The 24,589-nt window shown below is 48.4% G+C and carries 30 protein-coding genes; 5 read left to right on the top strand and 25 right to left on the bottom strand.

Annotation, left to right across the window (positions count from 1 at the left end; genetic code table 11):
• The first annotated feature begins 73 nt into the window (after positions 1–73).
• Both VSQ62_RS14400 and VSQ62_RS14395 read left to right on the top strand, forming a co-directional pair.
• Positions 74–355, top strand: coding sequence for a nucleotidyltransferase family protein (locus VSQ62_RS14400; RefSeq protein ID WP_334635520.1), 282 nt, complete (start codon positions 74–76; stop codon positions 353–355).
• Entirely contained in the window at positions 327–731 is a 405-nt protein-coding gene (locus VSQ62_RS14395) for an HI0074 family nucleotidyltransferase substrate-binding subunit (RefSeq protein WP_334635519.1), read from the top strand. The genes VSQ62_RS14400 and VSQ62_RS14395 overlap by 29 nt, the downstream gene beginning before the upstream one ends.
• Before the next feature lie 44 nt (positions 732–775).
• On the opposite strand, the gene VSQ62_RS14390 is transcribed toward VSQ62_RS14395, so the two are convergent.
• The 18 genes from VSQ62_RS14390 to VSQ62_RS14305 form a co-directional block, all read right to left on the bottom strand.
• The gene (locus VSQ62_RS14390; RefSeq protein ID WP_334635518.1) at positions 776–2,113 is read right to left on the bottom strand and encodes an MATE family efflux transporter; all 1,338 of its coding nucleotides are present in this window, start codon (positions 2,111–2,113) and stop codon (positions 776–778) included.
• A gap of 88 nt (positions 2,114–2,201) precedes the next feature.
• Complete coding sequence (locus tag VSQ62_RS14385; protein ID WP_334635517.1) at positions 2,202–3,038, bottom strand: AraC family transcriptional regulator; 837 nt, start codon at positions 3,036–3,038, stop codon at positions 2,202–2,204.
• A gap of 21 nt (positions 3,039–3,059) precedes the next feature.
• Positions 3,060–3,575, bottom strand: coding sequence for a GNAT family N-acetyltransferase (locus tag VSQ62_RS14380; protein ID WP_334637668.1), 516 nt, complete (start codon positions 3,573–3,575; stop codon positions 3,060–3,062).
• Positions 3,576–3,667: 92 nt separating this feature from the next.
• Positions 3,668–3,868 (bottom strand): hypothetical protein, encoded by a 201-nt coding sequence (locus tag VSQ62_RS14375; protein WP_334635516.1) that lies wholly within the window; start codon positions 3,866–3,868, stop codon positions 3,668–3,670.
• Entirely contained in the window at positions 3,859–5,103 is a 1,245-nt protein-coding gene (locus VSQ62_RS14370) for a BaiN/RdsA family NAD(P)/FAD-dependent oxidoreductase (RefSeq protein ID WP_334635515.1), read from the bottom strand. The genes VSQ62_RS14375 and VSQ62_RS14370 overlap by 10 nt, the downstream gene beginning before the upstream one ends.
• On the bottom strand, positions 5,100–5,261 hold the full coding sequence (locus VSQ62_RS14365; RefSeq protein ID WP_334635514.1) for a hypothetical protein: 162 nt from the start codon (positions 5,259–5,261) through the stop codon (positions 5,100–5,102). Before VSQ62_RS14365 ends, VSQ62_RS14370 begins: the two co-directional genes overlap by 4 nt.
• Positions 5,258–5,410 carry a HEPN domain-containing protein gene (locus VSQ62_RS14360; RefSeq protein WP_334635513.1) on the bottom strand — a complete coding sequence of 51 codons (153 nt, stop codon included), beginning with the start codon at positions 5,408–5,410 and terminating at the stop codon, positions 5,258–5,260. The genes VSQ62_RS14365 and VSQ62_RS14360 overlap by 4 nt, the downstream gene beginning before the upstream one ends.
• A 5-nt stretch (positions 5,411–5,415) precedes the next feature.
• Complete coding sequence (locus tag VSQ62_RS14355; RefSeq protein ID WP_334635512.1) at positions 5,416–5,760, bottom strand: nucleotidyltransferase family protein; 345 nt, start codon at positions 5,758–5,760, stop codon at positions 5,416–5,418.
• The gene (locus VSQ62_RS14350; RefSeq protein ID WP_334637667.1) at positions 5,757–7,052 is read right to left on the bottom strand and encodes a methionine gamma-lyase family protein; all 1,296 of its coding nucleotides are present in this window, start codon (positions 7,050–7,052) and stop codon (positions 5,757–5,759) included. Before VSQ62_RS14350 ends, VSQ62_RS14355 begins: the two co-directional genes overlap by 4 nt.
• Before the next feature lie 30 nt (positions 7,053–7,082).
• Positions 7,083–7,373 (bottom strand): hypothetical protein, encoded by a 291-nt coding sequence (locus VSQ62_RS14345; RefSeq protein WP_334635511.1) that lies wholly within the window; start codon positions 7,371–7,373, stop codon positions 7,083–7,085.
• Between the two features lie 22 nt (positions 7,374–7,395).
• On the bottom strand, positions 7,396–8,349 hold the full coding sequence (gene miaA, locus VSQ62_RS14340) for a tRNA (adenosine(37)-N6)-dimethylallyltransferase MiaA (RefSeq protein WP_334635510.1): 954 nt from the start codon (positions 8,347–8,349) through the stop codon (positions 7,396–7,398).
• Positions 8,350–8,351: 2 nt separating this feature from the next.
• Positions 8,352–10,529 carry a DNA mismatch repair endonuclease MutL gene (gene mutL / locus VSQ62_RS14335; RefSeq protein WP_334635509.1) on the bottom strand — a complete coding sequence of 726 codons (2,178 nt, stop codon included), beginning with the start codon at positions 10,527–10,529 and terminating at the stop codon, positions 8,352–8,354.
• A gap of 32 nt (positions 10,530–10,561) precedes the next feature.
• Positions 10,562–13,210: a DNA mismatch repair protein MutS gene (gene mutS / locus VSQ62_RS14330; protein WP_502957754.1), complete on the bottom strand. Its 2,649-nt coding sequence runs from the start codon at positions 13,208–13,210 to the stop codon at positions 10,562–10,564.
• Positions 13,211–13,506: 296 nt separating this feature from the next.
• Entirely contained in the window at positions 13,507–13,923 is a 417-nt protein-coding gene (locus VSQ62_RS14325; protein WP_334635508.1) for a putative ABC transporter permease, read from the bottom strand.
• Positions 13,924–13,990: 67 nt separating this feature from the next.
• Positions 13,991–14,854, bottom strand: coding sequence for a methyltransferase domain-containing protein (locus VSQ62_RS14320; protein WP_334635507.1), 864 nt, complete (start codon positions 14,852–14,854; stop codon positions 13,991–13,993).
• Positions 14,841–15,269: an NUDIX hydrolase gene (locus tag VSQ62_RS14315; RefSeq protein WP_334635506.1), complete on the bottom strand. Its 429-nt coding sequence runs from the start codon at positions 15,267–15,269 to the stop codon at positions 14,841–14,843. The genes VSQ62_RS14320 and VSQ62_RS14315 overlap by 14 nt, the downstream gene beginning before the upstream one ends.
• 44 nt (positions 15,270–15,313) lie before the next feature.
• Positions 15,314–16,765, bottom strand: coding sequence for a tRNA (N6-isopentenyl adenosine(37)-C2)-methylthiotransferase MiaB (gene miaB / locus VSQ62_RS14310; RefSeq protein ID WP_334635505.1), 1,452 nt, complete (start codon positions 16,763–16,765; stop codon positions 15,314–15,316).
• 26 nt (positions 16,766–16,791) lie between these two features.
• Entirely contained in the window at positions 16,792–17,010 is a 219-nt protein-coding gene (locus VSQ62_RS14305) for a helix-turn-helix domain-containing protein (RefSeq protein ID WP_016301304.1), read from the bottom strand.
• A gap of 176 nt (positions 17,011–17,186) precedes the next feature.
• Here VSQ62_RS14305 and VSQ62_RS14300 point away from each other — a divergent pair, with 176 nt between their 5' ends.
• From VSQ62_RS14300 to VSQ62_RS14290, 3 genes are all read left to right on the top strand, one after another.
• Positions 17,187–17,411 (top strand): hypothetical protein, encoded by a 225-nt coding sequence (locus VSQ62_RS14300; RefSeq protein WP_334635504.1) that lies wholly within the window; start codon positions 17,187–17,189, stop codon positions 17,409–17,411.
• A 59-nt stretch (positions 17,412–17,470) separates the two neighbouring features.
• The gene (locus VSQ62_RS14295) at positions 17,471–17,719 is read left to right on the top strand and encodes a hypothetical protein (protein WP_334635503.1); all 249 of its coding nucleotides are present in this window, start codon (positions 17,471–17,473) and stop codon (positions 17,717–17,719) included.
• A gap of 157 nt (positions 17,720–17,876) precedes the next feature.
• Positions 17,877–18,296 carry a hypothetical protein gene (locus tag VSQ62_RS14290; RefSeq protein ID WP_016301301.1) on the top strand — a complete coding sequence of 140 codons (420 nt, stop codon included), beginning with the start codon at positions 17,877–17,879 and terminating at the stop codon, positions 18,294–18,296.
• A gap of 753 nt (positions 18,297–19,049) precedes the next feature.
• Here VSQ62_RS14290 and VSQ62_RS14285 read toward each other — a convergent pair.
• The 7 genes from VSQ62_RS14285 to VSQ62_RS14255 all read right to left on the bottom strand — a co-directional run bounded on the left by VSQ62_RS14285 (position 19,050) and on the right by VSQ62_RS14255 (position 24,589).
• Entirely contained in the window at positions 19,050–20,414 is a 1,365-nt protein-coding gene (locus VSQ62_RS14285; RefSeq protein WP_334635502.1) for a phage tail tip lysozyme, read from the bottom strand.
• Between the two features lie 55 nt (positions 20,415–20,469).
• Positions 20,470–20,838 carry a hypothetical protein gene (locus tag VSQ62_RS14280; RefSeq protein ID WP_016301298.1) on the bottom strand — a complete coding sequence of 123 codons (369 nt, stop codon included), beginning with the start codon at positions 20,836–20,838 and terminating at the stop codon, positions 20,470–20,472.
• 16 nt (positions 20,839–20,854) lie between these two features.
• The gene (locus tag VSQ62_RS14275; RefSeq protein ID WP_160260732.1) at positions 20,855–21,172 is read right to left on the bottom strand and encodes a hypothetical protein; all 318 of its coding nucleotides are present in this window, start codon (positions 21,170–21,172) and stop codon (positions 20,855–20,857) included.
• A 17-nt stretch (positions 21,173–21,189) separates the two neighbouring features.
• Entirely contained in the window at positions 21,190–21,456 is a 267-nt protein-coding gene (locus VSQ62_RS14270; RefSeq protein WP_160260733.1) for a hemolysin XhlA family protein, read from the bottom strand.
• 54 nt (positions 21,457–21,510) lie between these two features.
• Entirely contained in the window at positions 21,511–22,635 is a 1,125-nt protein-coding gene (locus VSQ62_RS14265; protein ID WP_334635501.1) for a reverse transcriptase/maturase family protein, read from the bottom strand.
• Positions 22,636–23,035: 400 nt separating this feature from the next.
• Positions 23,036–23,461, bottom strand: coding sequence for a diversity-generating retroelement protein Avd (gene avd, locus VSQ62_RS14260; protein ID WP_334635500.1), 426 nt, complete (start codon positions 23,459–23,461; stop codon positions 23,036–23,038).
• 69 nt (positions 23,462–23,530) lie between these two features.
• Complete coding sequence (locus VSQ62_RS14255; protein WP_334635499.1) at positions 23,531–24,589, bottom strand: hypothetical protein; 1,059 nt, start codon at positions 24,587–24,589, stop codon at positions 23,531–23,533.

Below are 24,589 nucleotides of genomic sequence, written 5' to 3'. Positions count from 1 at the left end.
TATCCGGTTAGCCTATAATTGAGAAAGAAGGATGGACTCTGTCCATTAAGGTACGATAAATGGAGAGGTATCTATGAGCGCAGAAGAAGTAATTCATACAGTAACGGAAATTTGCCGGAGACATTCTGTAAAAAAGGTAATCTTATACGGTTCAAGAGCGAAAGGAACTGCCAGAGAACGCAGCGACATTGATATCGCCGTATCCGGAATCCAAGATTTTGACCGGCTATCAGAAGATATCGAGAACATACCAACCCTGTATACCGTAGATCTGGTAGATCTCGATACTTGTACGAACATATTATTAATGGAGGATATCAGAGAGTATGGACGTAAAATTTACGAAGAGATTTGAATCCTTAAAAAATTCACTTGACGCTTTGAATGAAGCAAAAGAGAGGGATCTGAGCGATTCCTTCGTATTGAGCGGAACAAGTGCGAAATTCAGTATCACTTTTGACCTGAGCTGGAAAGTCATGAAGGACATTCTGGTACAGCACTATGCAATCACAGACTTCGTGGCAGGTTCACCGCGCGAGGTACTGCGGAAAGCATTTCAGGCGGAACTGATCACAGACGATATATGGATGGAAATGCTAAGCGTAAGGAATCGCCTGACACATGACTATGACGGTGATATCATAAAGCAATATTGTGTTAAGATCATAGATGTCTATATTGATATCTTTTACCGTTTCTGTGATATAGCAGAACATGTAATACGGCATTAATCAGGCCCCGTTACAGACGGGGCTTATGATAGGATTTACACGAATCAGCGCTGCGAGCGCGCGTATCTGTCTGAACCGTCTCGGAAGTGCAGGAAGAATACCGTTACTCCAAGTGTCACAGCCTCCGTCACCGGAGCCGCCATCCACACCCCCGTCATGCCAAAGAGATACGGAAGTGTGAAGATACAGATCAACAACACAATCAGTCCCCTTAGCGCCGAGATCACAGCCGACTCGAATGCCCTCCCCGTCGCGGTAAAATAAAACGAAGTGATAGAATTCACGCCGGAAAAGAAGAACGAGAGCATGAAAATCAGCATTCCGGACCGCACCATCTCTTCGACATTCTCATTCTGCACAAATATACCGCTGTACCACTCCATTCCTGCCGCCATCAGAAGGAATACGGCAGCGCCCGAGCCAAAAACATACCGGTTCGTGCGTTTCCGGATATCAGCGGCAAGCAGTTTCTCCTTTGCACCATAGGCGAAACTGATCAGCGGGCTTGCGCCCTGTCCAAATCCAACGATGACCATGCTGAAAGCATACGCCACATACCCAACGATCGTAAATGCGGTCACGCCGTCTGCCCCAATCCTTCTCATAATCACAAAATTATAGGCAAACATGGCTATCCCCGTGGACATCTCCCCAATAAACTCCGAACTTCCGTTAAGAATCGCCTGTACACAGATTCTTACAGAAAAATGAAACCGCCCCAGACGGTAGACTTTCGCTTTTCTGACGAAAAAATACAGAATACAGCAAAGAGAAGCCAATGCCGCAAGAAGAGACGCAACGGCAATCCCGACAACTCCCATATGCATCCGATCCGCGAATACATAATCTAATAGGATATTCAGCGCCACATTCAGCACACTGACCTTCATGAAATACTCTGGATTCCCTTCTCCCCGGATGAACATTCCAAAAGAAGAATTGACCACCATCACCGGCAGCTCCAGAAGCATGATCTGATAGTAGTCCTTAAAATAACCACATACCCGTCCGTCCGCGTGCAGGATATTCATCATCGGCTGAAAACAGAAGATCATGGTGCAGCTGATAAGCGCTGAGAGTACAAGAGTCGTCAGGATCGTCTGTCTGAATACCTGGTTACTCGTATGCATATCACCGGACCCAAGCGCCATTCCGGCGATCGCTACGCCTCCGATGGAAACCATCAGGCCCACTCCCAGATACAAGTATATGATCGGAAGTCCCAGATTGACTGCCGCGATTCCCTCCTTCCCCACATAATTCCCGATGAAGAATCCATCCGCAATTGTGATCAGTGATGTGAGAATCATAGATATGATCGCCGGTATCGCGAATCTTAAGATCATCTTTGCCGTGTTCTGCTTCATCTGCACTAAGTCCATAAAAAAATTCCTCCTTATCATGAATCCATTTACTGATCTCATTCATTATAAGAAAGAATCTGATTATATACTTCTGAATTCTTGCCTACTATTTTATAGGAACACAGATATCAAGCTCCATATACATTGTCTCGCTGTCCACCTCATGATAGATGTCAAACAAGCTTTTCGCCGCGTCCAATTCATAGGATGTTCTCGGCAGCCACACCAGAAATATGGTCTGGTATGCCGCATAGATTTGTTTCGCATATCCCTTGAAATGATACACGATACATCTCCCGCCCCGGATCTTCGCCGTATGTCCAAGCGGACAATCTTCCCCTACGCTCATACAGATGTCATACAGGCAGTGTCCGGCAGACGTCACCGCGGGATCGTCATAGGTCCGCTCTAAAAGAAGCGTTTCCTCTGTGATATACTCCCGGTATTTATGGATAAATGTATCCCAGTTTCTTCTCAGATTCTCATAATTGCCGAAACGTCTCTCATAGATCACATAATAATCCGGTATCTCTTCAATCGTGATCTTACTGTCACACATTTCAAAAGATTCTGTTTGCCAGCTCTCGTGATGGAAAAAGGGATGCTCCATGGAACGCCGGTAACTCTTCTTTCGGAAATCAATAGGGGCCATCCGATAATGCTGCCTAAATGCCGAACTGTAATTCGACGAACTATAGCCGTAATCCGCTCCAATCTCTGTAATCCGGCGGTCCTGTTCCGTCTTGAGGCGGAACGCACTCTGTTCAAGCTTCACTCTCTTGATAAAACCATAGACGCTCTCTCCTGTCTGCTCCTTAAAAAGACGGCTGAAATAATACTTGGAGAAATGGCAGTATCCTGCCACATCCTCAAGCGTCAGTTCTTCTTCGATATGCTGTAATATATAATCAATCGCCTGGTTGACAGCTTCTTTTGTGATCATCTACATATACCCGATTCCCTTTCAATCTGTCCGTGTAACCACATAGCGGTCATGCGGCATATCTACACCGCGGTAATGCTTTGTCCAGCAATCCTTCTTAACCATACCATTCCTTACTGCTACATTCTGGGAAGCCGTATTCGTATCCCTTATGATCGAACAGACTTCATCGGCTCCAAGCTCTTCAAACGCATACTTCTTACACCCCCTGGCTGCCTCTGTGGCGTAACCCCTATGCCAGTATTGCCGGCAGAAGAGATATCCGATCTCAAGCACTTCCCTGTCCTGCCAGGGCTGCATGGTCAGACCGCACTGTCCGATCAGTTCGTCTGTCTCCTTCAAAATGACTGCCCATAATCCAAAACCCCATTTCTGATACCGGGCAATCTGTCTGTCGAGCCACTCCTGCACCTCTTCATCGGTAAACGCTCCTTCATAAGCATACATCACCTCCGGATCCTTGAGGATTCTGCATAAAGCTTCCATATCACCTTGATTCATCTCGCGTAAATACAATCGGTCTGTTTCTAATACGATATCCATCCGGGTGTTCCTCCTGACATATTTTTACTATAGTATACAAAGAATCCCGTGGATTGACAATCTTCTATTTATTCAATTCTTTGAAATTACAGTCCAAGGATTGTCCGTACGATAAACGGAAGCCCCACCAGAGTAACACCCATAACAAAGAAACGTGAAAGCGCAGCCAACAGCAGCAGCTTCATGACATCTGAGTTCTCTTTCACAAGAAACCGGATGCTGATGAGAAAATCATCCTTTATCATGGCCATGATATTTCCCTGATAATCAAAACATATCACATACACCTACTGCTAACAACCGCCTTCCCCGCAATACACCCGGTTGCCCACGCCCAATGCAGATTATATCCCCCGCAGATTCCATCTACATCCAACAGTTCTCCCGCAAGATAGATGCCCTTCCGCTTCTTCGACTCCATCGTCCGCGGGTCCACTTCATCCATCCGCACTCCTCCGGCGCACACCTGTGCATTCTCAAAACCATTCGTATCCTGGATCGTAAGACGAATCTTCTTACACCGATCTGCGATATCCTTAAGCTTATGCCTGCTCAGTTCCGGCACCCTCGTCTGCATCCGCACTCCTGCCTGTTCCAGGATCCGCGGAATCAACTTCTGGTTAAATATTCCCGCAAGGCACTCCCCGATCGTCAGCTCCGTCCGGTTTGCTGTTATCTTCGCAAGCAATCCTGACAGTTCTTCCTCTGTATACTCCGGCAGCAGGTCAAGCTCCACCTCTGCACGCTTCTTCTGATATAATCCCAATGCTATGTGACGGCTGATCTGGAACACCGGAATTCCGGATATCCCATATGCCGTGATCTGTAATTCTCCGGTATCCTCTTCAGCCGGTACGCCATCGATCAGCGCCGTAACCCTGGCATCAGTGCGGACGCCGGATGCCTTGGCAAATGGATGTGCTTTCACTCTGAGCTGTACCAGCGCAGGCACAACCGGTGCGATACTGTGCCCGAAGGTCTTCGCCAGCGGATAACCGCTCCCGTCAGAACCCAATGCGGATGCCGCTTTTCCTCCGCAGGCCAGAATGACCCTGTCCGCATGGAAGCTTCGTTCCGCGCGGATTCCGAAGGCTTTCCCCTCCCGGATAACTGATTGAACATGTATACCGCAGTGAATCTCAACGCCAAGATGTTTTAATTCCAGATTCAGAAGCTCCAACACCGACGCCGCCTGATCGGAGCGGGGATAGACATAGTCTCCCCTCGTCTTCATCACAAGTCCCAGGGATTCGAAGAATCGCCATGTTTCCTTATATCCAAACTGCCGAAGCACTTCGTCCACGGCGGCGAGATTCTCACCACGATAACACGACTCCACACAAGCGCTGCCGATCTGACAGTTGGTCAGATTACAGCGTCCGTTCCCCGTCGCGAGGATCTTCCTGCCGATTCTATCCTTCTGCTCCAGAATAAATACCTTCGCCTGCCGGTCATTTCTCGCCGCAGTGATCGCCGCCGCGATACCTGCCGCTCCCCCTCCGATAATTCCAATCCTTCTCATTCATCCTTCATCCTGATCTTCTTCCCAAACATGATATAGTAACAATTTAACTCAAAATCACTGCAATCTTTTTTATTCTCCGGCAGACAATTAAGCAGCTTTTCTTTTATTGCAGAATCCTGAAGTTCTTTTCGCAGTTCATTTTCAATTCCATTCACTTTACGCCTTTCAACGTTTTTTCAACTGTCTGCTGCAGATGATATGCCGCATTATTCAAGATCAACTCATCATTGTACGGATGCGTCCAGATCATTGCCGCGGTCTCATAATCCATCTTCGCACTCCGAAACAATCTGATATCGCACATTTTTCTCACCTCTCATATAATAACAACCCTGTCTGTTCAATTTCTTTATATAATCTGCTTGCAGGAGACAAATTGGAGATAAGATCTATTTCACAATCTATCTCGGGTAAATCTATCAATTTCTTATCCGAATCATATTTTTCAATGTACAAATCGATATCACTGGCACTATTGCATCGAAATTCCAACGAACTGCCGAATAATATCACCTTGCGGATATTGGGGTCCTTTGCAAATTCACGGATCAGTCTCTCTACTCTTTTCTGCATAAGCGGGTGCACACGGTTGGCATCCTGAAAATCAACCCCATCCATAACCGGAAAATCCCACATACTTGAGATTTGCCTCATAACACGACCACGCCTTCCCTTACCAGATACTCTAGCGACATCAATATCCCAAGCCTCGCATGGGGCCATGTAAGCCCGCCTTGGAAGTACACCGCGTAAGGAGGCTTGATCGGTCCGTCCGCACTCAGCTCGATGGACGATCCCTGCACGAACGCCCCCGCCGCCATGATCACGTCGCTGTCGTATCCCGGCATCGCCCATGGAATCGGCGTCACGAAGGAATCCACCGGCGCTGCCGCCTGGATCCCCTTACAGAAGGCAATCACTCCCTCCGGCTTCCCAAATGTCACCGCCTGGATAATATCATGCCTGCTCTCAGCGCTGTCCGGCACCACCGGATACCCAAGACTTTCATAGATATTTGCCGCGAAAATGGCTCCCTTCAGCGCGCTTGCCGTCACCGTAGGCGCAAGAAACAGCCCTTGATAGAAGGACTGCATCACTCCAAGGGACGCGCCCACCTCTTTCCCAAGCCCCGGGGAAGTCAGGCGGTACCCGCACGCTTCGATCAGGTCCTTCCTGCCCGCGATATATCCCCCGATCGGAGCTAATCCGCCGCCCGGATTCTTGATCAGCGATCCGACCACCAGATCCGCGCCCACATCACTTGGCTCTCTTGTCTCCACAAATTCCCCGTAACAATTATCAACCATGCAGATGATGTCCGGCCTGATCTCCTTGACAAAATGAATCAGCTCACCGATCTGCTTCACAGAGAAGCTTGGTCTGGTCTGATATCCCTTGGATCGTTGGATCGTCACCATCTTCGTCTTCTCATGGATTGCTCTGCGGATATTTTCATAATCAAAGGTTCCGTCCTCAAGAAGCTCTACCTGGGAATAAGATACCCCATATTCCGCAAGAGAACCCTTAGACGGACGGATCCCGATCACTTCCTCCAAGGTATCATAAGGCTTGCCGACCGGTGACAGCAGCTCGTCTCCAGGCCGTAAATTCGCACTCAGCGCCAGCGCCAGCGCATGGGTTCCACAGGTGATCTGCGGGCGCACCAATGCGCTTTCTGTATGAAATACAGAGGCATACACTTCCTCCAGCGTGTCGCGCCCTGCATCGTTATAGCCGTAACCGCTGGCATAGTGGAAGCATCCCTCGCTGACCTGATTCTTCTGCATGGCATGGATCACCTTGAGCTGGTTATACTCCGCCGTCTCGTCAATGGCAGCAAAACGATCCTTAAGCCCATCCTCCATCTTACGTCCGAATTCCAGGACTTCCCTTCGCACGCCCATCTCTTCATACAGAGAAGCCATATCTATATTATGATCATTCATCATGTCAATTCCTCTTCTTCCTTAATAAAATTACCTCCACGAATCCAGGATCTTCGTCCTGACGACCGCACATTTGGCGTCGAATTCCGGGTTCAGCGGCTGAATATGCATAATGATCTCCGCCGCCTCCTTATACTGCTTCATATCATAGAGAAGGGACGCACGGTTCAGCTCAAAGAGCGATTCCTCCCCCTGATTCCGGATCAGCGGCTTTAGATTCAGCAGCTCTTTGTAGGTCGCTTCCGTATTATGGGAATGCGAATAGACCTTCAGCAGCGTATTCATTTTCTTGATAAATTTGCTCTTAAATAATCTTCTCATCGTAGTACTCCCCTTATCTTCCCTACAAATGCTTCTCTCGGATATAACTCAGCATATCTTCAAGAATCCTGTCCTCATCGTATTCATAATCTCCCTTGCTGATCCAGATGACTTCTCTCTCCCTCTTAAACCAGGTAATCTGTCTCTTAGCAAAATGTCTGGTATCCCGTTTCAGCAGATAAACTGCCTCTTCAAGACTCAACTCCCCGCAAAGATAAGCCAGGATCTCCTTATATCCAAGCCCCTGCATGGATACCATATCTCTGGTGCATCCCATATCCTGCAAGGCCTTCACCTCGTCTACAAGTCCCTCGGCAAGCATCTGATCCACCCGCCTGTCAATCCGGTCATAGAGGCGCTTCCGGTCGTCATTCAGCACAAAATAGACGAATTCATAGGGGGATTCTTTCTGCCGCTCCTTCTCATTATGCCTGGAAATCTGCTCCCCCGTCTGATGATAGAATTCTAGGGCACGGATCACACGTTTCACATTATTGGCATGGATCTGATCAGCCGCCGCCGGATCGACCCTGCGTAAGCGGTCGTGAAGCGCCTGCGCCCCATGTTCCCTTGCCTCTTCTTCAAGCGCCTGCCGATAACCGTCATCCCCGTCGTTTTCCGTGAAATCAATATCATACAGAAGCGCCTGGATGTAAAATCCCGTACCGCCGACGATGATTGGAATATGCTGGTTGGCATAGATCTTCTCCATCGCTGATTTCGCCATCTGCTGAAAGCGTACCACGTGGAATTCCTCCCACGGTTCTAACACATCCACCAGGTAGTGGGGGATCCCGTTCATCTCCTCCGGACGGATCTTGGCAGAACCGATATCCATATGCTTATAAACCTGCATGGAATCCGCGGAAATGATCTCCCCGCCGATCGCCCTGGCAAGCCCGATGGACGCTTTCGTCTTCCCAACGGACGTAGGGCCTGTCAGAACTACCACTGGTTTCTTACTGTTATGCTCCATGCTCACACAATCCTTTTAAATTTCTTCTCTAATTCCCGGCGGCTCATGGCGATAATGGTCGGTCTCCCGTGCGGACAGTGGTAGGGATTCTCAAGAGTCAGAAGCTCGCCGATCAGTGTATCGACCTCTGCGGCGGAAAGCCTCATATTCCCCTTCACCGCCGCCTTGCAGGACATAGAAGCCACCTTCTCGTCGACCAACTCCGGCGACAGATTCCGGCTGATCTCATCCGACAGGCTGTCAAGCATCTGCAGCAGCAGATCCTTCTTGGCGATACTGAACAGATTATCAGGAACCGCCCTGACCGCGAAAGATTCCTGCCCGAATTCCTCGAATTCGAACCCGATCCGGGTAAATTGATCCATATACTGCCTCAGAAGCTCCGCCTCCTGCATGCTCAAGTCCAGGATGATAGGCGGACTGATCATTTGAGAGGTGAACTCCCTTGACTTCATGCTCTTTAAGGTCCGTTCGTATAAGACCCTCTCATGAGCCGCGTGCTGGTCAATGATGTAGAGATTATCACGGTATTCCACCAGCCAATAAGTCTCGAAGACCTGTCCGATCAGATGGTACTCATCCTTCGCCTCTCTCGTCAGCAGCTTCTCTTCAAACAGATTCAACTGCCTGGGTTCTTCTGTCTGCCCGATATTCTCTTTCTTCAAGCCTTCCTCTGCCTGGCTCAAAGAAGCTTCCGTCTTTTCTGAGATCTGCAGATTCTTGCCATATACCGCTGCTTCACGGATCCTGTCCGCCTGGATCTCCGGCTTAAATATCCCGCCCTTGTCCATCACCTCGGCACACGAGCGCTGGCTGTGATACGCTTTAACACGTTCCTTCATCTTCTCCATGAAGTAATCAAGGTTACGCTCTGACGGCGGGGGAAGGGGAGATTTCGCTGCTTTTTCCTGAACCGGATTGTCAGATAAAGTTTCCTGATTATCCACCTCAACTGCTCTAGAGCTTTGGTCAGGCGTTGCCTTCTGAGATTCAAAAATCCCATTATTTCTGGCAAGTCCTTCAAAGGGAAGCACCGACCCATCCTTTTTCACACCATTCCCGTCACTTTTACAGTTATCTATGGAAGACCTGCTATCTCTTTTACCTCTATTGTCTCGTCTATTCTCCTCATTCCCGCAGTTACCCACACGGGAAACATCTGGAACCTCAAGCTCCACATGCGGAATCAATTCTTCCGCATGAAGCCCCTGATTCACCGCCGCATACACCTGATTGTAGACCTCCTGCTGATTATGAAACCGAAGCTCCATCTTCGCCGGATGTACATTCACATCCACCTTCTCGCCGTCGATCTCCATATGCAGCACCACAAACGGATATTTATGCTGCATGGAGAAGTCTTTGTATGCATCCTCGATAGCCTTTGACACAATATTGTTCTTCACATATCTGCCGTTGATAAAATAATTCTCAAAATTCCGGTTCCCCCTGGATATCACTGGCTTCCCTAAGAATCCGGTGATCTTCATTCCCGGCGCTTCCCATTCTGCCCGAAGCAGATTCGACGCGATCTCCCGCCCATACACGTGATAGATCACATCCTTCAGATTCCCGTTCCCGGAAGTGTGAAGCCTTGATTGTCCGTTATTGATAAATTGGAAGGAGATCTCCGGATGAGACAGGGCAAGCCTGGTCATCAGATCTCCCACATGACTCGCCTCCGTCATGGGCGTCTTCAAGAACTTCCTTCTGGCGGGAACATTGTAGAACAACTGTTGGATCAAAAACGTAGTTCCTTCGCGTGCGCCCGTATCTTCCAGATCCACTTCCTTCCCGCCGTTGATCCGGTATCTGGTCCCGAATTCCTGCTCTCTCGTCTTCGTGATCAGTTCTACCTGAGAGACTGCCGCGATACTCGACAAAGCCTCCCCGCGGAAGCCCAGAGACCCGATATGCACCAGATCGTCCACCGTTCGGATCTTACTGGTAGAATGGCGCAGGAACGCGCTTGGCACCTCGTCCCGCTCGATTCCGCATCCGTTATCTGCAATCCGTATAAGCGAAGTCCCGCCGTCCGTTATCTCCACAACGACAGCCGTCGCCCCGGCGTCAATGGCATTCTCCGCCAGCTCCTTGACCACGGATGCGGGGCGCTCGATCACCTCGCCCGCCGCGATCTTATCTATTGTAACCGTATCTAAGACCTGTATCTTATTCATTCCTTATCCTGCCTCTTATCTTGCCATATGTATTACCATCGGTTCTTCAGCTTGTTCTGAAGCTGATATAATGTATTCAGCGCGTCGATGGGTGTCAGATTCCCCAGATCCAGGTTCTTGATCTCATCGATCACATCATCGTCCTTCACCGTATCGAATAAAGACATCTGGGCTAGGTCCACCTCATCGTAATGCCGGGGCTTTGCCGCCGGCTGTTCCTGCCCGTGTGATGCGATATCCTTGATCTTATCCGTGATATCCGCCTGCACCAGTTCCTCCACGATCTCCTTCGCACGCTCGATCACCGTCTCCGGGACCCCCGCAAGCCTTGCCACCTGGATACCGTAGCTCTTATCCGCACCGCCTTTGACGATCTTCCTAAGGAAGATGATATCGTCGCCCTTCTCCTTCACGGCAATGCAGTAATTATTCACGTTATTGATCTTCCCCTCAAGCTCCGTCAGTTCATGGTAATGGGTGGCAAATAATGTCTTGGCCCCAAGGAGCTTGCTGTTGCTGATATGCTCGATCACCGCCCAGGCGATACTTAAGCCGTCGAAGGTACTTGTCCCGCGGCCGATCTCATCTAAGATCAGCAGACTCCTGCCGGTAGCATTGCGCAGGATATTGGCAACCTCCGTCATCTCCACCATGAAGGTACTCTGGCCGCTCGCCAGGTCGTCAGACGCCCCCACCCGGGTGAAGATCCGGTCTACCAGCCCGATATCCGCGCTGGATGCCGGAACAAAGGATCCGATCTGCGCCATCAGGACAATGAGCGCCGTCTGCCGCATGTAGGTGGATTTGCCCGCCATATTCGGACCTGTGATGACTGAGATCCGGTTCTTCTTATCGTTCAGATAGGTATCGTTGGCGATAAACATATCACCCGGTATCATCCGCTCCACCACAGGATGACGCCCGTCCTTGATATCTATGATCCCTTTCTCGTTGATGCCCGGACGGACATAATGATTCCGCTCTGCGGCCAGCGCCAGGGAAGAGAGTGCATCCAACTGTGCTACAGCTCCCGCGCTTGACTGGATCCGAAGGATCTCCCTGCCGATCTGATCCCGAACCTCACAGTATAACTGGTATTCCAATGCATACAGCTTATCCTCCGCGCCAAGGATCGTATCTTCCAGTTCCTTAAGCTCCGGTATAATATAGCGCTCCGCATTGGCAAGGGTCTGCTTGCGGATATAGTATTCCGGCACCATATTCTTGAAAGAATTGGTCACCTCCAGATAATAGCCGAACACCTTGTTAAAACGCACTTTCAGGTTCTTGATCCCCGTCTTCTCCCTCTCGTTGGCTTCGAGCTTCGCAAGCCACTCCTTCCCGTCCGACTTGGCAGACCGAAGCCGATCCACCTCCTCGTTATAGCCTTCCTTGATGATGCCGCCCTCCTTCATGGCAATGGGCGGTTCCTCCTTGATGGCGCTCTTTACCAGCTCACAGAGATCCTCAAGCGTATCCAGGCTGTTGTATAATTCCTTAAGCAGCGGCGTTTTCATTTCCCGCAGAATGTATTTGATATGAGGCAGCATAGCAAGGGAATGCTCGAATGCGATCAGATCTCTTGGATTCGCAGACTGATAGGTGATCCTGCACACCAAACGCTCCAGATCGTAGACAGAGGACAGATATTCCCGGATCTCTTCTCTGGAAATGGCATTATCCTTAAGCTCCTCCACTGCATCCAATCGGCGCTCGATCTCCCTCTTGTCGATCAGCGGCTGTTCGATCTGCTTGCGCAGAGCTCTCGCTCCCATGGCCGTCTTCGTCTTATCCAGCACCCACAGAAGCGAACCTCGCTTCTGCTTCTCCCGAATCGTTTCACAGAGCTCAAGGTTACGCCTTGTAGAGCTGTCAAGCAGCATATATTTCCCCGCCGCATAGACGGACAATCTGGTGATATGAGACAGATCCCGCTTCTGCGTCTCCAGGAGATACTTTAGCAGCGCTCCCGCCGCGATCACCCCGCAGTCATAATCCTTAAGACCAAGCCCGTCCAGTGCATTCACATGAAAATGATCCGTAAGCGTCCGCTGACAGATCTTATCATCAAAATACCAGGAATCCAACGAATAAAGCGTGATCCCTAATTTATCCTTAAGGAGCTCCAGATCCATGCCGCTCATATAGAAGGACTCATTGCAGATCAGTTCCGACGGCATGTACTTGTAGATCTCATCAAACAGCTTCTCCGATCCGGTAAGCTCCGTGACCATATATTCCCCGGTGGTCACATCTGCAACCGACAGCCCGTACCGATCCGCAATATAGACCACGCACATGATATAGTTATTCTTCGTCTCGTCAAGGGCCTGCACATCCAGGTTCGTACCCGGCGTCACGATACGGACCACATCGCGCTTGACCAGCCCCCTGGCGCTCGCCGCATCCTCCATCTGCTCACAGATCGCTACCTTGTAGCCCTTGGATACCAGCCGGTTCAGATAACTGTCCACAGCGTGATAAGGAACGCCGCACATAGGTGCACGTTCCTCAAGTCCGCAGTTCTTGCCGGTAAGCGTAATCTCCAGTTCCCGTGATGCAGTCAGCGCATCCTCGAAGAACATCTCATAAAAGTCTCCCAATCTATAGAATAAAATGCAGTCCTTATACTCCTTCTTCGTCTCCACATACTGCTGCATCATCGGTGTTAATTCCGCCACTTTCGTACCTCTCTTCTACTTTTCTTCTGATTGTGCTTCTTAATTATAGCATTTCTTTCTAAAATAAGGAAGATAGAATTTCTCATTTGGCTACGATTCAGCTGCACCACTTTTTATTAACAATGTTCATGCGCCTGCCCTGCCTCTTCATTCTTACATAGATCGTAAATGACATCTTATATCCTCCGTAACTTACTTCATATCTACATTCAAGTATACTTACAGAACCGCGAAATGGCAACTACAGCAAAGCAAAAAGGTGTAAAATCTCTGATAATTCCGCAAAGATTTTACACCTATAGTACATGATAATGCGGCTTCTCTTCCCCGTACAGCCAGTAAGACAGGTACCCTCCAAGGAAAATCCCCAGGGCACATAAGCCGGAGAAAATAATCATAAACGGCAGACAGATCTGCCCGAATAACTGAAAGGGCTGATTGCTGTAATCCCACACCGCCATATGAAGCCATTTATTTACAATGATTCCCGTAATGAATTCCATTGCCGTTACAAATATGATGCATCTTAAAATCTGCCTCCACAATGCATCCTCCCAATGGACCGCCTGTCCCTGTACGGTAAAAAATACCATACAGATTCCTCCAAGTATGAACATGGACCAGTGGGAAAAACCGCGGAAGAATATCTCAAAGAAATAATAGAGACTTCCGCCAAGTGTCCACAGAAATAAATACTCGCTGAGTTTCTTCATGTATATACCCTCACTTATGTTTGTCATACTTAGTGTGAGCATTTTGGGCAGAGATTATAGGTGGTATTTATTTCTTCAAGATATCCTTTCCATCACATAAAGGCAAGAACTGAAAGATACTTGCCTGAAACGCAGCCATCTCATCCCCGTTTTTACAGGAAAACTGCATCCGCGTTCCCTTCACTGTACAAAGGCCTGCCCCTGTCAAAGCACAGAGGAAACCGGCATACGCGATGTCATCTTCGTAACGCTCTACGCTGATCAGATATCCCTGCGGTTTTACGAACGCTGAAAGCGTCTTCGCATATTCCTCATGCCGTTTCGTCTGCTCCTCTGTGGACAGCGGCGTCGCCTTCGATTCCTCGATCAGAGGCCTCCATACAACATTCTCATGTACCGTGCGGCAGGAAAACAGGGTGTCATACGTCCTTCCCCCCGACTCTTTTGCACAGGCAAAATGCACATTCTCTGCCGAAAGGCTTCCGGCAAGTTCTTCTGCCACGGATACGGCATTCCGGGACAAGTCCAGGCCTGTGACAGAAGACTCGGGATGCAGCATGGCCAGAAAACAAGACAGAATCCCATTGCCGCAGCCAATGTCAAGAATATCCCCTGTCCAATAACGCTCATACTTCAACAGATAATCCATGACCCTTCGAAAGAACACATAATCATAAAAAGAAGCAGCCAGAATGCTCATCTGTATGCTTTGATTCAGGTAATCCACAAGCTCCTCTTGACGGTGGAGATAAGGCATATCTTTGCTCCCATACATCAGCCGCTCTTCTGAAAGATCAAATAATTTGGTCAATTGATCAATATGATTCTCTCCTTCTTCTTGTCCATAGGTTTCAATCAGCGCCGTATCCAGTTCAGATATCTTGCGGATACCAACTCTGGAAAGATATTCCTTGATCCTAAGATCCAGCATACAACCCTCTCCTTTTCGCCTCGGCAAGAAGCTTCGGCTGTATCTCGGGATATGTCCAGCGCTCCGGACATTCCTCCATGATCACGATCTTCTCGATCTCACTATGTAATTCCTTCTCGAACGCTTCAACCTCGGCATAATACAACATCCCAAAGGTCTCTTCTCCGTCAGGATCCGATGTAGCCGAATATACACAGACCGGTTCTATGCGATAATCTAACGCCCCGGTCTCTTCATACAGTTCTCTTTTTGCCGCCGCAAGGATCGTCTCCCCTTCTTCTCTATGCCCTCCAGGCACCTCCAGAGTTTCCCTTGACTTATGCTTACAGAAAACATATTTTCCTTCCGTTCTCGCTATGATCACCGCAAATTTCAGCAGGCTGTCCTCAACCTCTTCATAGAATCTCACTGTCATATATCTTTCTCCCTTATCATTGTCATCCGTATCAAATGAATTTTTTATATGCCGATTGCCTGTCCGATATAGTAGAATCCCCGGCACTCCTTAAGCTCCACATCCACATACTGCCCGATCAGTTCCCTTCCTCCATGGAAATGTACCAGCAGATTGTTGCTCAGTCTCCCTGTTACCATCAAAGGGTCATGGTCGCAGATATCCTCCACAAGCACCTCCTGCACGGTTCCCTCATGCACTGCGCAGGTTTCTGCCGCGATCGCCTGCACTTCCTTAAGCAGACGGTCGAACCGGTCCTTGATCACGTCTTGCGGCACCTGATTCTCCATCACGGCGGCAGGCGTTCCCGTCCGCTTCGAGTAGATGAAGGTAAATGCACTGTCATAGCGCACCTTCCTTACTACGTCAAGAGTCTCTTCAAAATCCTCTTCCGTCTCCCCCGGGAATCCCACGATAATATCCGTTGTAAGGGAGATATCCGGCACCGCTTTGCGGATCTTTTCCGTCAATTCAAGATACTGCTCCTTTGTGTAGCGCCGGTTCATCTTCGCAAGGATATCCGTGCTTCCCGACTGCACCGGAAGATGCAGATGCCTGCAGATCTTCTTCGAATTCTTCATCACCTCTATCAGTTCGTCGGACAGATCCTTCGGATGGGAAGTCATAAACCGGATCCGCCTAAGCCCTTCTATCTGTTCGATCTCCTTAAGCAGCCCTGCGAACGTCATCGGCGTATCCAGGGTCTTCCCATAAGAATTCACATTCTGCCCAAGCAGCATCACCTCACTGACTCCGTCTGCCGTCAACCGCTCAATCTCCCGGATGATCGCCTTTGGATCCCGGCTTCTCTCCCGGCCCCTCACATAAGGTACGATACAATAGCTGCAGAAATTATTGCATCCAAACATAATATTGATCCCGGATTTGAAGGTGTATTTCCGCTGATTCGGAAGGTCCTCCACGATTCTGTCCGTGTCCTTCCAGATGTCGATCACCATCCGCCCTGACAGAAGGCGCGTTGCAACCAACTCTGCGAATTTATAGATATTATGGGTCCCAAAGATAATATCCACAAACCGGTAGCTCTTCTTTAGCTTCTCCACAACCTCAGGCTCCTGCATCATACAGCCGCAAAGGCCGATCATCATATGGGGATGCTTCTTCTTCCGGGGCTTTAGCTGCCCAAGCCGTCCATACACCCTCGTGTTCGCATTCTCCCGGACCGTACAGGTATTATAGATCACGAAGTCCGCCTTCTCCTCCGAAGCTTCCTCATATCCCATTTCCTTTAAGATGCCTCGAAGCTTCTCGGAATCCCTGGCGTTCATCTGACACCCGAACGTTTGAGTAAACGCGAACGGGCGACGGCCGTTTTTCTGTTCAAACTCCCGAACCCACTGCCGGCATTTTGCCATAAAGTAATATTGACGGGCCGGTTCTTCTGTCGGCGGTTCTTGCGTCGTGTCGATCGCGTCAAGATCTATTTCATTATACATAAGACTTTCCCTCTTTTAAATTTTTATTAGATTTCTTCGCCGGATTCTCTGTCAACGAATGAAATCTTTAATTCACAACCCAGGAAATCGGCGATCGCCGAAAGTTCGGACTCTCTGAAATCGTTCCGCTTTAATTTATTTGAAAAGTTCTGGCGCGTCTGCCCTGTCACTTCCGCGATTTCTCCCAGCGTTACATTTCTTCTGTTTTTCAGGAACCGGATCTTCTCTGCCGTGTTAGCTTTCATTTTTACACCTTCTTTCTTTCGGTTGTACTGCTATTTTACACAATACACTTTGAAATGTCAATAGTAAATTATGCTTGAATTTTTTCACTTTATTTTTACATTTATACTTGACAAATTACACTTTCACGTGTATAATATAGACATAAGGTAAGGAAGGGAAGGGAAGGATATAAAAAATGAGAAAATTTGAAATCGGAAAAGAATACAGTATGAGAAGCATTTGTAATCAGGAATGTGTCTGGACTTATACAGTAATTGCCAGAACGGCGCAAACAATCACAATCAGCAACGGGAAAGAAGTCAAGAAGTGCCGTGTGGTAAAGAAAATTTCTGAATATCGGAACGCCGAAACAATCTATCCGTTAGGCCAGTATTCAATGGCCCCTAGCCTTGTAGCATAAACCAAAAGCCGGCCGGAAGGCCGGCGGCTCCCAGCAAAATAAGAAAGGAATTATAAATCATGGAAAATACAAAGAAAATTTTAGAAGTCATTCGTCAGGAACTTAATACAAACCCGATCGCCCAGGAAGCGCTTTCCATAGCGGCGGCAAGGGCCGAAGAATTGAATTATACGGCCGAACAATGGGAACAAGCGAAAATTTCCTTTATGTCAGCTTTATTCTACCGCCTGGCGCTGGATCATGAAGATATTAAAAGGCAAATAGGCGCGGACGTCTGGAAAATGTTCAATGCGGAATCGGCGAACTAATCAAGAAGGGCTTCGGCCCTTCTTTTTTTACATTTCAAAATGAACTATGAAAACATTTATTTTAAATTTTTCACTTTATTTTTACATTTATTCTTGACAAATTACACTTTCAAGTGTATAATATAGACATAAGGTAAGGAAAGGAAGGAAAATAAAAATGAGAAAATACAGTAAAGAACAAAAGGCATATATCGAAGCAAAGAAGGCGCTTGACATTCTGGAATCCCAGGAAAAGAAAATGGAAGCGGATTTCGTTAAATCCCTGGGAATCGTAAACGAAGACGGTTCCGTTCCTGTCGCAACATGGGCCATCGACGACGACGAAGCCGCCGACAAAGCGATTGAAGATTTTGGAAAGCTGGTTGAGGAATCCGGGTTATGGGCGAAGCTGGTTGAAGCAAAAGAAACATTCCGCCAGGCGGAAGAAAATCTTGTACAGTATGCGCTTTCACTGATTCCATTTAAGAAAGAACGCGAAGCGCTGGCGCGTGTGTCGAACGTCTTAAAATACAGACAGACAATTCTTGACACGGTTCTTCGCCTTGACGCTTCCACGGTAAGCATGATAACAAAATAAATTTGCAAGGGCCGGCGGCCTGGCGCCGCTGGCCGGAAAGGAAGGAAAACATGATTTATAGGGCTTATTGGAAAATGAAGACTTCGCCGGAATATGTACCGGGGCATTTTGGATATGTGAAAGCGTGTTCAGAATCAGACGCGCGGCGGATAGTGCAAGAAAACCTTGATTCCGCCTATGAAGTGACAGAAATAACCGAAGCGGCCGAACACATGATAACGCCGCAAAGTATCACTATAAATTTCAGAAATACAAGTGAATACACCATATTTTAGGCGGCCGGCTGGCCGTCTTTTTGATTTCAGTGTTAATCAGAGTATATCAGACTTAATCAGAGTATTTCAGACTTAATCAGACTTAATATAAGCCCCGTAAAGGGCTTTATTTCTTTTAGCGGCCGTTTCTTGCCTGAACCATTCCGGGGGGCTTCCTGGGCCTTCCTAGCGCGTCAGGCGGCCGGAATTTACGCCCAGGGAAGCCGGCGCCGGAATCCAGAAAATAAAACAACCCACACACGGCCGTTTTAAGACGTTTTCTTCCGTATGTGGGTATTTCTACACTTGAACCCGTTCGGGGGCTTCCTGGGCTATTCTGGCGCGTCAGACGGCCGGAATTTTGCTTCGCATAGCGACGGCCTGGCGTCCTGGGATTGTACCCCCTTTAAAACCCCCTTCGCCGCCCATTTTATCACACATTATTTAAACGGTCAAGTGTAGTTTTTAAAACATTATTTTACATTTTGAAAACGGCGCTTTACTGTTTAGCAAGATATTTTGTGTTACTACTGCAAAAACCGGTATATGTAACGCCCTTGATCGTCGTCTGCACATAAAGCCACTTTGTACCGTCAACAAGGGTATAATATCCGTAATTTCTCACGGTTGTATTATTCGGCATGACGACAAGTTCCGGCTTTCCTTTCCCGGCTCCGGCCCTTAAATAAAGGCTTCCGATCGTCTTATATGCGCCGGCAAGCGTTTTGTCAAACCCTTTCGCGCTTTCAATCTTCGCCGTAGAAACGGACGGCGCCGGCGCACTGGAAGAACCGGAAGCGGCCTTTCTTGCGTTTCCGCTTACGACAATCACGGTATGACCTTTTGCTTTCGTGACTAACACGTCCCCGTCATATACCGGCGTCGCGCTCTGCGATACATAGGAACGCTTGCTTTCAAAAAGGCCGGTTGCTTCCAGGGACGCCGCTTCGTTTGCCGTGGTAAAGTTTCCGGGATCCTTTCCGGTTGCTTCCTTCACCACTTCACGGACAAGCGAAGAACAATCACATTCAGTTTTAACGGCTGTCATAATGCCGTGTTGCACAACCCCCAGGCGGTTGCCCTGATCGTAGCCGATATTTGCATTGTTACACGCGGCCTTCATCAGATCCGCCATTTTTACCGCGTGCGCCGCGGACTTCGGCCGCAAAATATACCACCCTTTAGAGTGGGAATACATTTTCTGCATACTTACTTCACCGGTCAGATCGTTTGTTGCGGACGTCTGCTTCTGATCTCCGGCGGCGCCGCCGCTGGCGTTTCCTCTTTCGTCAATTCTTGCACTTCCTACCATGATAGACATATTGATTTCCCCTTTCTTTTCTCCGGCTCCTGAAAACCGGTTAAAATATTCCTGGCCGTATTCGGCCCGTTTCCTTTTCACCGCGTCGGACTGATCCTTCGGTGCTTCGTATTTTTTTAGCACAAGATCCGAAGCCGTCTTCACATCGGACGCCGTTTTCAATGCCGAATATACAGACTTGAAATCTTTCTTCATTTCCTTAACCATGAAAAGAAGTTGTGTTTCCAGATCGCCGATCGACTTCCCGACGTCTTTTGCATATTTATAAAACGCTTCTTTCCTTGAAGGGAATGTGAATTGTGGAAGCCCATATCCGGCGCCGTCGTATGCAAAATTTTTATATGTTCCATTATCAACGGCGGTCGTATATTCGGTGTCGGTATAGTTCAGGCGCTTTTCACATGAATTTTGAAGATTCTTCGGATCAAGGCCGCTTTCCGCGAAAAGATTTCCCATAAGCGCGGCGATTCCGTAAATACTGAATCTTTCATCAAGAAAAAAGTTCCAGATTTTTTCCGCGTTGTCTTTTCCTCTTAATGCCATAAAATACCTTCTTTCAGAAAAAGGCGGCCGCCCGTGAAAAGGCGCCGCCCGGTTATTAGCTGTTAATTCTCTTATTCTCTTTACAAGCCGCTTCGATCTTCGATACGATCCACGCTTCAACGTCGTTGAACTCCCTTTCAAGGATCTTCAACGTGCGTTCGTTCATCATGGAAAGCGCGGTCTTGACGGATTTTTCCATCGCTTCACGCTGTTTTTCTTCCGTGAAGGTTCCGTCTTTCCGCAACTGATCCGCGAACGTCTGGTTCGTCTGATCCACGGCGTCCAGGACGATTCCGACGGCTTCTTCAATCTTGCTTCCTTCCGTCTTCGTGCGGACATACTGAACCGCGGCGCCGACGACGATCGGGATCGCCGGAATCAGTACGGTATTGACAATAGTTTCAAGCAAATTCTGTAAATCCATTTTTAAAATCTCCCTTCTAATACGTTTCCTGAATGTCTTCATTCATCGCGCTTTCAAACTGTTCTTCCGCCGGCGCCGCGTCAAGTCCGGCTTTCTGGTATGCCTTGCGAAGTTTGATCGCATTTTCTGCCTTCGCCTTGTTGTAGTAAAACGCCCTGGCGATTGCATAGCCGCCCCAGCATACCGGAATTACATAACAGAAGAACGTCACGTCAAGCCCCTTCCAGGTGAAAAACAGTCCGAAGGCGGTAATGATCCAACATTCGATTTTTGCTTCCGTCAGGATTTTCTTTGAAAACTCCGGCGGCCGCTTCCTTCTGCGTCTTCTTCTCACGTTTCCCGGCTCCTTTCTTAAACTCCGGCGCCCATGCGAATAGCGAAGACGACGGCGCCGACGACGATTGTTATAATAGTGGCGGCAATCGTCCGCGTCAGCCACTTATTCGCGTCTTCCAGATCTGAAATTCTCTTTTCCGCGTCCTGAACGTCGTCTTTTAACTGAATGATGTCTTTTTCGTTTTCATAGGTCTTCGCTTTCGCGTTGTTGTAGCCGTCAAGTTTTCCTTCAATCGCAATCAGACGATCAAGAACTTCCCTTTCAAAAGATAATTCCGACATAGACAAGCCCCCTTTCTTAAAATTTAGACAATAAAAAATAACCGGCCTATCCGGTTACAAATTGTTGAATATTCGGAAGGAAAATTCGTCTATAATTTTTCTTAACAGATTTCCGGCCGTGAAATGCTGTATCAGGCCGAAATAACTTTGCATTGTATTGTTGACCTTTTCAAAGGTTATCTTCCCAGCTTCAAAAAGTCCTTTTATAAACTTCATGCGGCGGAACATACGCTTTCGCGTACTCTTTCGCATAACGATCTTTTTCGCCGTGATCTGCGCCCCGACGAACGTAACCGGAAGCCAGGCCGGGCGAATACAGGTCTTTTTATTTAATTCAAGGTGAAGTTCTTCGTCAAGGAACCGTTCGATCTCTGCCAGTATTTGAAACAATTCGTTTTTATCCGGCCAAAGAATAATAATGTCGTCCATGTACCGGATATAATAACGGATATGTAAATCATGTTTGCAAAACTGATCTAATTCGTTTAAGTAAATATTAGCGAACATTTGAGAAGTCAAGTTCCCGATCGGCATACCCCTATTGTAAATCCAGTCTTCTTGTTTGCATAATTCCGGTTGCACGCCAGCCGGAAGGCCGAAGGCCGTGTCTTCACAATTTATCAGTTTATACAGATCCCGAAGAATAAGTTCGTCTTTTATGTGCCTTGAAAGAATCTTCATCAGGACTTCATGATCCACGCGGTAAAAATATTTTGCTATATCCAATTTAAGCACATACCACTTTTTAGAACTCCTGGAAGCCTTACGAAGCCACGTTTGAAGCTGTTCCCTCGCCTTTGTGGTTCCCTTCCCGACGCGGCAACCGTAACTATGCGTTATGAACTGCCGGTCAAACAACGGGTTTAATTTCTGGTAATACGCCCATTGTACGACGCGATCGGGATATGATAAAGCCATGACGATCCGCGGCTTCGGTTCAAAGATTTTCTTCTTTCGGTACTTCCCTACATGATAGGACGATTCCAGGGGATTTCCCGGAACCCCGTCTTTCGGGAAATAGGTTAATTTGTTATGAAGATCGATCAATTCGTCTTCCCTATGCGCTTCAAAGGCAAGATTTTCGTCGCGGTAATGTTTACTTTGCGAAGCGTTTTTATGCCCTTCCAGCAAGTTTCCGAAGTCGATCACTTCTTCGTGTGTCACATCGAAAGTTTTCAATAGCCTTTTCCCTTTCTATGTTTTACCGTCTGTATGCCAGTACAGACGGGACTTGCGCCCAGGCTTTCGGCCGAAGGCGCGGCGCTATCCGTTACACCCTTCTAGCCCTTCCCTTTCAGCCCTGGCCGGCTTCTAGTTCGGTACTAACTGCATTGATAGCGGCGTCAATTTTTCTGGCTTCGCCAGAACGGGGATAGATCCCTTTCCCTTTCATGCACTGTGAAAAGTCCGTAAACTTTCCCGTCTGGCTCAAAGGGTAAGCGGAAAAGAAGCCGATGTTCGTGTTCACGTTCGACCGGACGTTGTTCAAATTCAACGCGGAAGGCCCAGAGTTCGACGTGTTGTTGAAGCTGGCGCCCACGATCGGCAAGCGTTATTTGACCTATTCCCACCGGGAATATTATTTCCCGTTTGTTGTGTTGGTTTCCTTTTGTGACTTGATCCAGCCGCCCAGAAGCCGTCCTATTTCATTAAGCCTTTCGGAAATCAACTGATAACGCTTTTCATCAATAAATCTCATATCATACGAAAGATCGTTAAAAAGCCGAAGAAGTTCAAGCTGGACGTCGGCGTCTTGAAGCGTAGTCTTTTTGTAATACTTCTTCTGCGCCGTGATAATGTAAATCAGGAATTGAAATAAACATTTCTTATAGTCCGAAACGAACCCTAGCTTTTCACTCCTGGGATATTTCACCCACGAAGTATATAAATATTTCATAGCGTCTTTCGTTTTCTGCAATATAATCAAGCCGCTTCTTTGATCCCGTCCTTCGTCGGTTTCAGGATTGCCGCGCGGCCGATCATCATATCTTCTTTGTTGTCCCACTTGTCAGGTTCCTTTCTGTTTCCAAAAACAAAGGGGCTACTATCGTAGCCCCTAACAGATTTACAGTTTTCAGATTACAGATTCCAACTCCATAAAAGCGGAAAAGAAGCCGAGGTTCGCGTGCACGCGCGACCGGACGTTGTACAAACTCAACGCGGAAGGCCCAGAGTCCGACGTGTCGTGGAAGCCGGCGCCCACGATCGGCAAGCGTTCGCCTTCGGTATTGATCCAGAATCCGCCGCTATGCGTTACGCCAGTTTTTGGTGCAAGCATTAACTCATACAGAATTTCGGGGATCGTCACGCCGGAAGCGGCGGCCAGGCTTCCGAAATTCGACGTGCTGTTTGTTCCGGCGCCGCCCGTTGCGGTTGCGATCTTTAAGTCCTTTGTATATTTCAGCGTTCCGGACGTCCCAGGCTCCACAAGTGCGCCCGTGGGAAGAATAGCCTTCCAGTAAGTGCTTGCGTCCGTGTGTGCGACCTGTTTTGCGGCCAGGTTCCCGACGAAGATCTGAATTTCTCCGTCCTTAATACGCATACCGGAACCCCATTTCCAGACGTTTCCCACCCAGTCGGCGATTCCGTTCCTTGTCCCGTCATGGAACCACGTCGCCGGGCCGGATCCCGTCGCCGTCCTGGTTGTGCGCCGTCCGCCGCTTCCGTCGCTTTCGTCTGCGGTCTGCTCTCCGGCTTCGTATGTGTGGGAATGACTTTTCCCGTACTGCGTATTTCCGCGCGGAACAAAACCGCTTTTATAGATTAAGTGGTTAATGACAGCGCGTTCGGGAATACTCATCAGGTGGAAGCCGGCGCCCTTTGCATTACAAGCCGCGTGTGAAGCGTCATAGTCAATCACCGCCGCCGGATCCATGCCGGGCCAGGAATAAGCGCGGCCGTTGATGATACAGTTTAAAAACTTACTCATAAAGAACCGCTTGTATTCCACATCATCGACAACGAAGGCGGAATGTGTCTTCTGGCTTCCGCCTTCGTACAACTGCGCGTTTGTGCGCTTGTTGATCGGGATCATGAAGGAAGGAAGATTCGCGTTATCCTGGATCACGGTACACCCGAAGCCGGTCAACCCTTCCGTTGCAAATTTTAAGCTGTCAAAATTGTAACTTTTCAT

The sequence above is a fragment of the Sporofaciens sp. JLR.KK001 genome, from assembly GCF_036941055.1.
GTDB lineage: Bacteria > Bacillota > Clostridia > Lachnospirales > Lachnospiraceae > Sporofaciens.
Note: the sequence above shows the minus strand (reverse complement) of the source record. Positions and strands in the feature narration are given on the sequence as shown.

Excerpts from the sequence above, each read along its gene's own strand:
- VSQ62_RS14400 (WP_334635520.1), top strand. The coding sequence starts at position 74 with ATGAGCGCAGAAGAAGTAATTCATACAGTAACGGAAATTTGCCGGAGA.
- VSQ62_RS14395 (WP_334635519.1), top strand. The coding sequence starts at position 327 with ATGGACGTAAAATTTACGAAGAGATTTGAATCCTTAAAAAATTCACTT.
- VSQ62_RS14390 (WP_334635518.1), bottom strand. The coding sequence starts at position 2,113 with ATGGACTTAGTGCAGATGAAGCAGAACACGGCAAAGATGATCTTAAGA.
- VSQ62_RS14385 (WP_334635517.1), bottom strand. The coding sequence starts at position 3,038 with ATGATCACAAAAGAAGCTGTCAACCAGGCGATTGATTATATATTACAG.
- VSQ62_RS14370 (WP_334635515.1), bottom strand. The coding sequence starts at position 5,103 with ATGAGAAGGATTGGAATTATCGGAGGGGGAGCGGCAGGTATCGCGGCG.
- VSQ62_RS14360 (WP_334635513.1), bottom strand. The coding sequence starts at position 5,410 with ATGTGCGATATCAGATTGTTTCGGAGTGCGAAGATGGATTATGAGACC.
- VSQ62_RS14355 (WP_334635512.1), bottom strand. The coding sequence starts at position 5,760 with ATGAGGCAAATCTCAAGTATGTGGGATTTTCCGGTTATGGATGGGGTT.
- VSQ62_RS14350 (WP_334637667.1), bottom strand. The coding sequence starts at position 7,052 with ATGAATGATCATAATATAGATATGGCTTCTCTGTATGAAGAGATGGGC.
- VSQ62_RS14345 (WP_334635511.1), bottom strand. The coding sequence starts at position 7,373 with ATGAGAAGATTATTTAAGAGCAAATTTATCAAGAAAATGAATACGCTG.
- miaA (WP_334635510.1), bottom strand. The coding sequence starts at position 8,349 with ATGGAGCATAACAGTAAGAAACCAGTGGTAGTTCTGACAGGCCCTACG.
- mutL (WP_334635509.1), bottom strand. The coding sequence starts at position 10,529 with ATGAATAAGATACAGGTCTTAGATACGGTTACAATAGATAAGATCGCG.
- VSQ62_RS14325 (WP_334635508.1), bottom strand. The coding sequence starts at position 13,923 with ATGAAGAAACTCAGCGAGTATTTATTTCTGTGGACACTTGGCGGAAGT.
- VSQ62_RS14320 (WP_334635507.1), bottom strand. The coding sequence starts at position 14,854 with ATGCTGGATCTTAGGATCAAGGAATATCTTTCCAGAGTTGGTATCCGC.
- VSQ62_RS14315 (WP_334635506.1), bottom strand. The coding sequence starts at position 15,269 with ATGACAGTGAGATTCTATGAAGAGGTTGAGGACAGCCTGCTGAAATTT.
- miaB (WP_334635505.1), bottom strand. The coding sequence starts at position 16,765 with ATGTATAATGAAATAGATCTTGACGCGATCGACACGACGCAAGAACCG.
- VSQ62_RS14305 (WP_016301304.1), bottom strand. The coding sequence starts at position 17,010 with ATGAAAGCTAACACGGCAGAGAAGATCCGGTTCCTGAAAAACAGAAGA.
- VSQ62_RS14300 (WP_334635504.1), top strand. The coding sequence starts at position 17,187 with ATGAGAAAATTTGAAATCGGAAAAGAATACAGTATGAGAAGCATTTGT.
- VSQ62_RS14295 (WP_334635503.1), top strand. The coding sequence starts at position 17,471 with ATGGAAAATACAAAGAAAATTTTAGAAGTCATTCGTCAGGAACTTAAT.
- VSQ62_RS14290 (WP_016301301.1), top strand. The coding sequence starts at position 17,877 with ATGAGAAAATACAGTAAAGAACAAAAGGCATATATCGAAGCAAAGAAG.
- VSQ62_RS14285 (WP_334635502.1), bottom strand. The coding sequence starts at position 20,414 with ATGGCATTAAGAGGAAAAGACAACGCGGAAAAAATCTGGAACTTTTTT.
- VSQ62_RS14280 (WP_016301298.1), bottom strand. The coding sequence starts at position 20,838 with ATGGATTTACAGAATTTGCTTGAAACTATTGTCAATACCGTACTGATT.
- VSQ62_RS14270 (WP_160260733.1), bottom strand. The coding sequence starts at position 21,456 with ATGTCGGAATTATCTTTTGAAAGGGAAGTTCTTGATCGTCTGATTGCG.
- VSQ62_RS14255 (WP_334635499.1), bottom strand. The coding sequence starts at position 24,589 with ATGAAAAGTTACAATTTTGACAGCTTAAAATTTGCAACGGAAGGGTTG.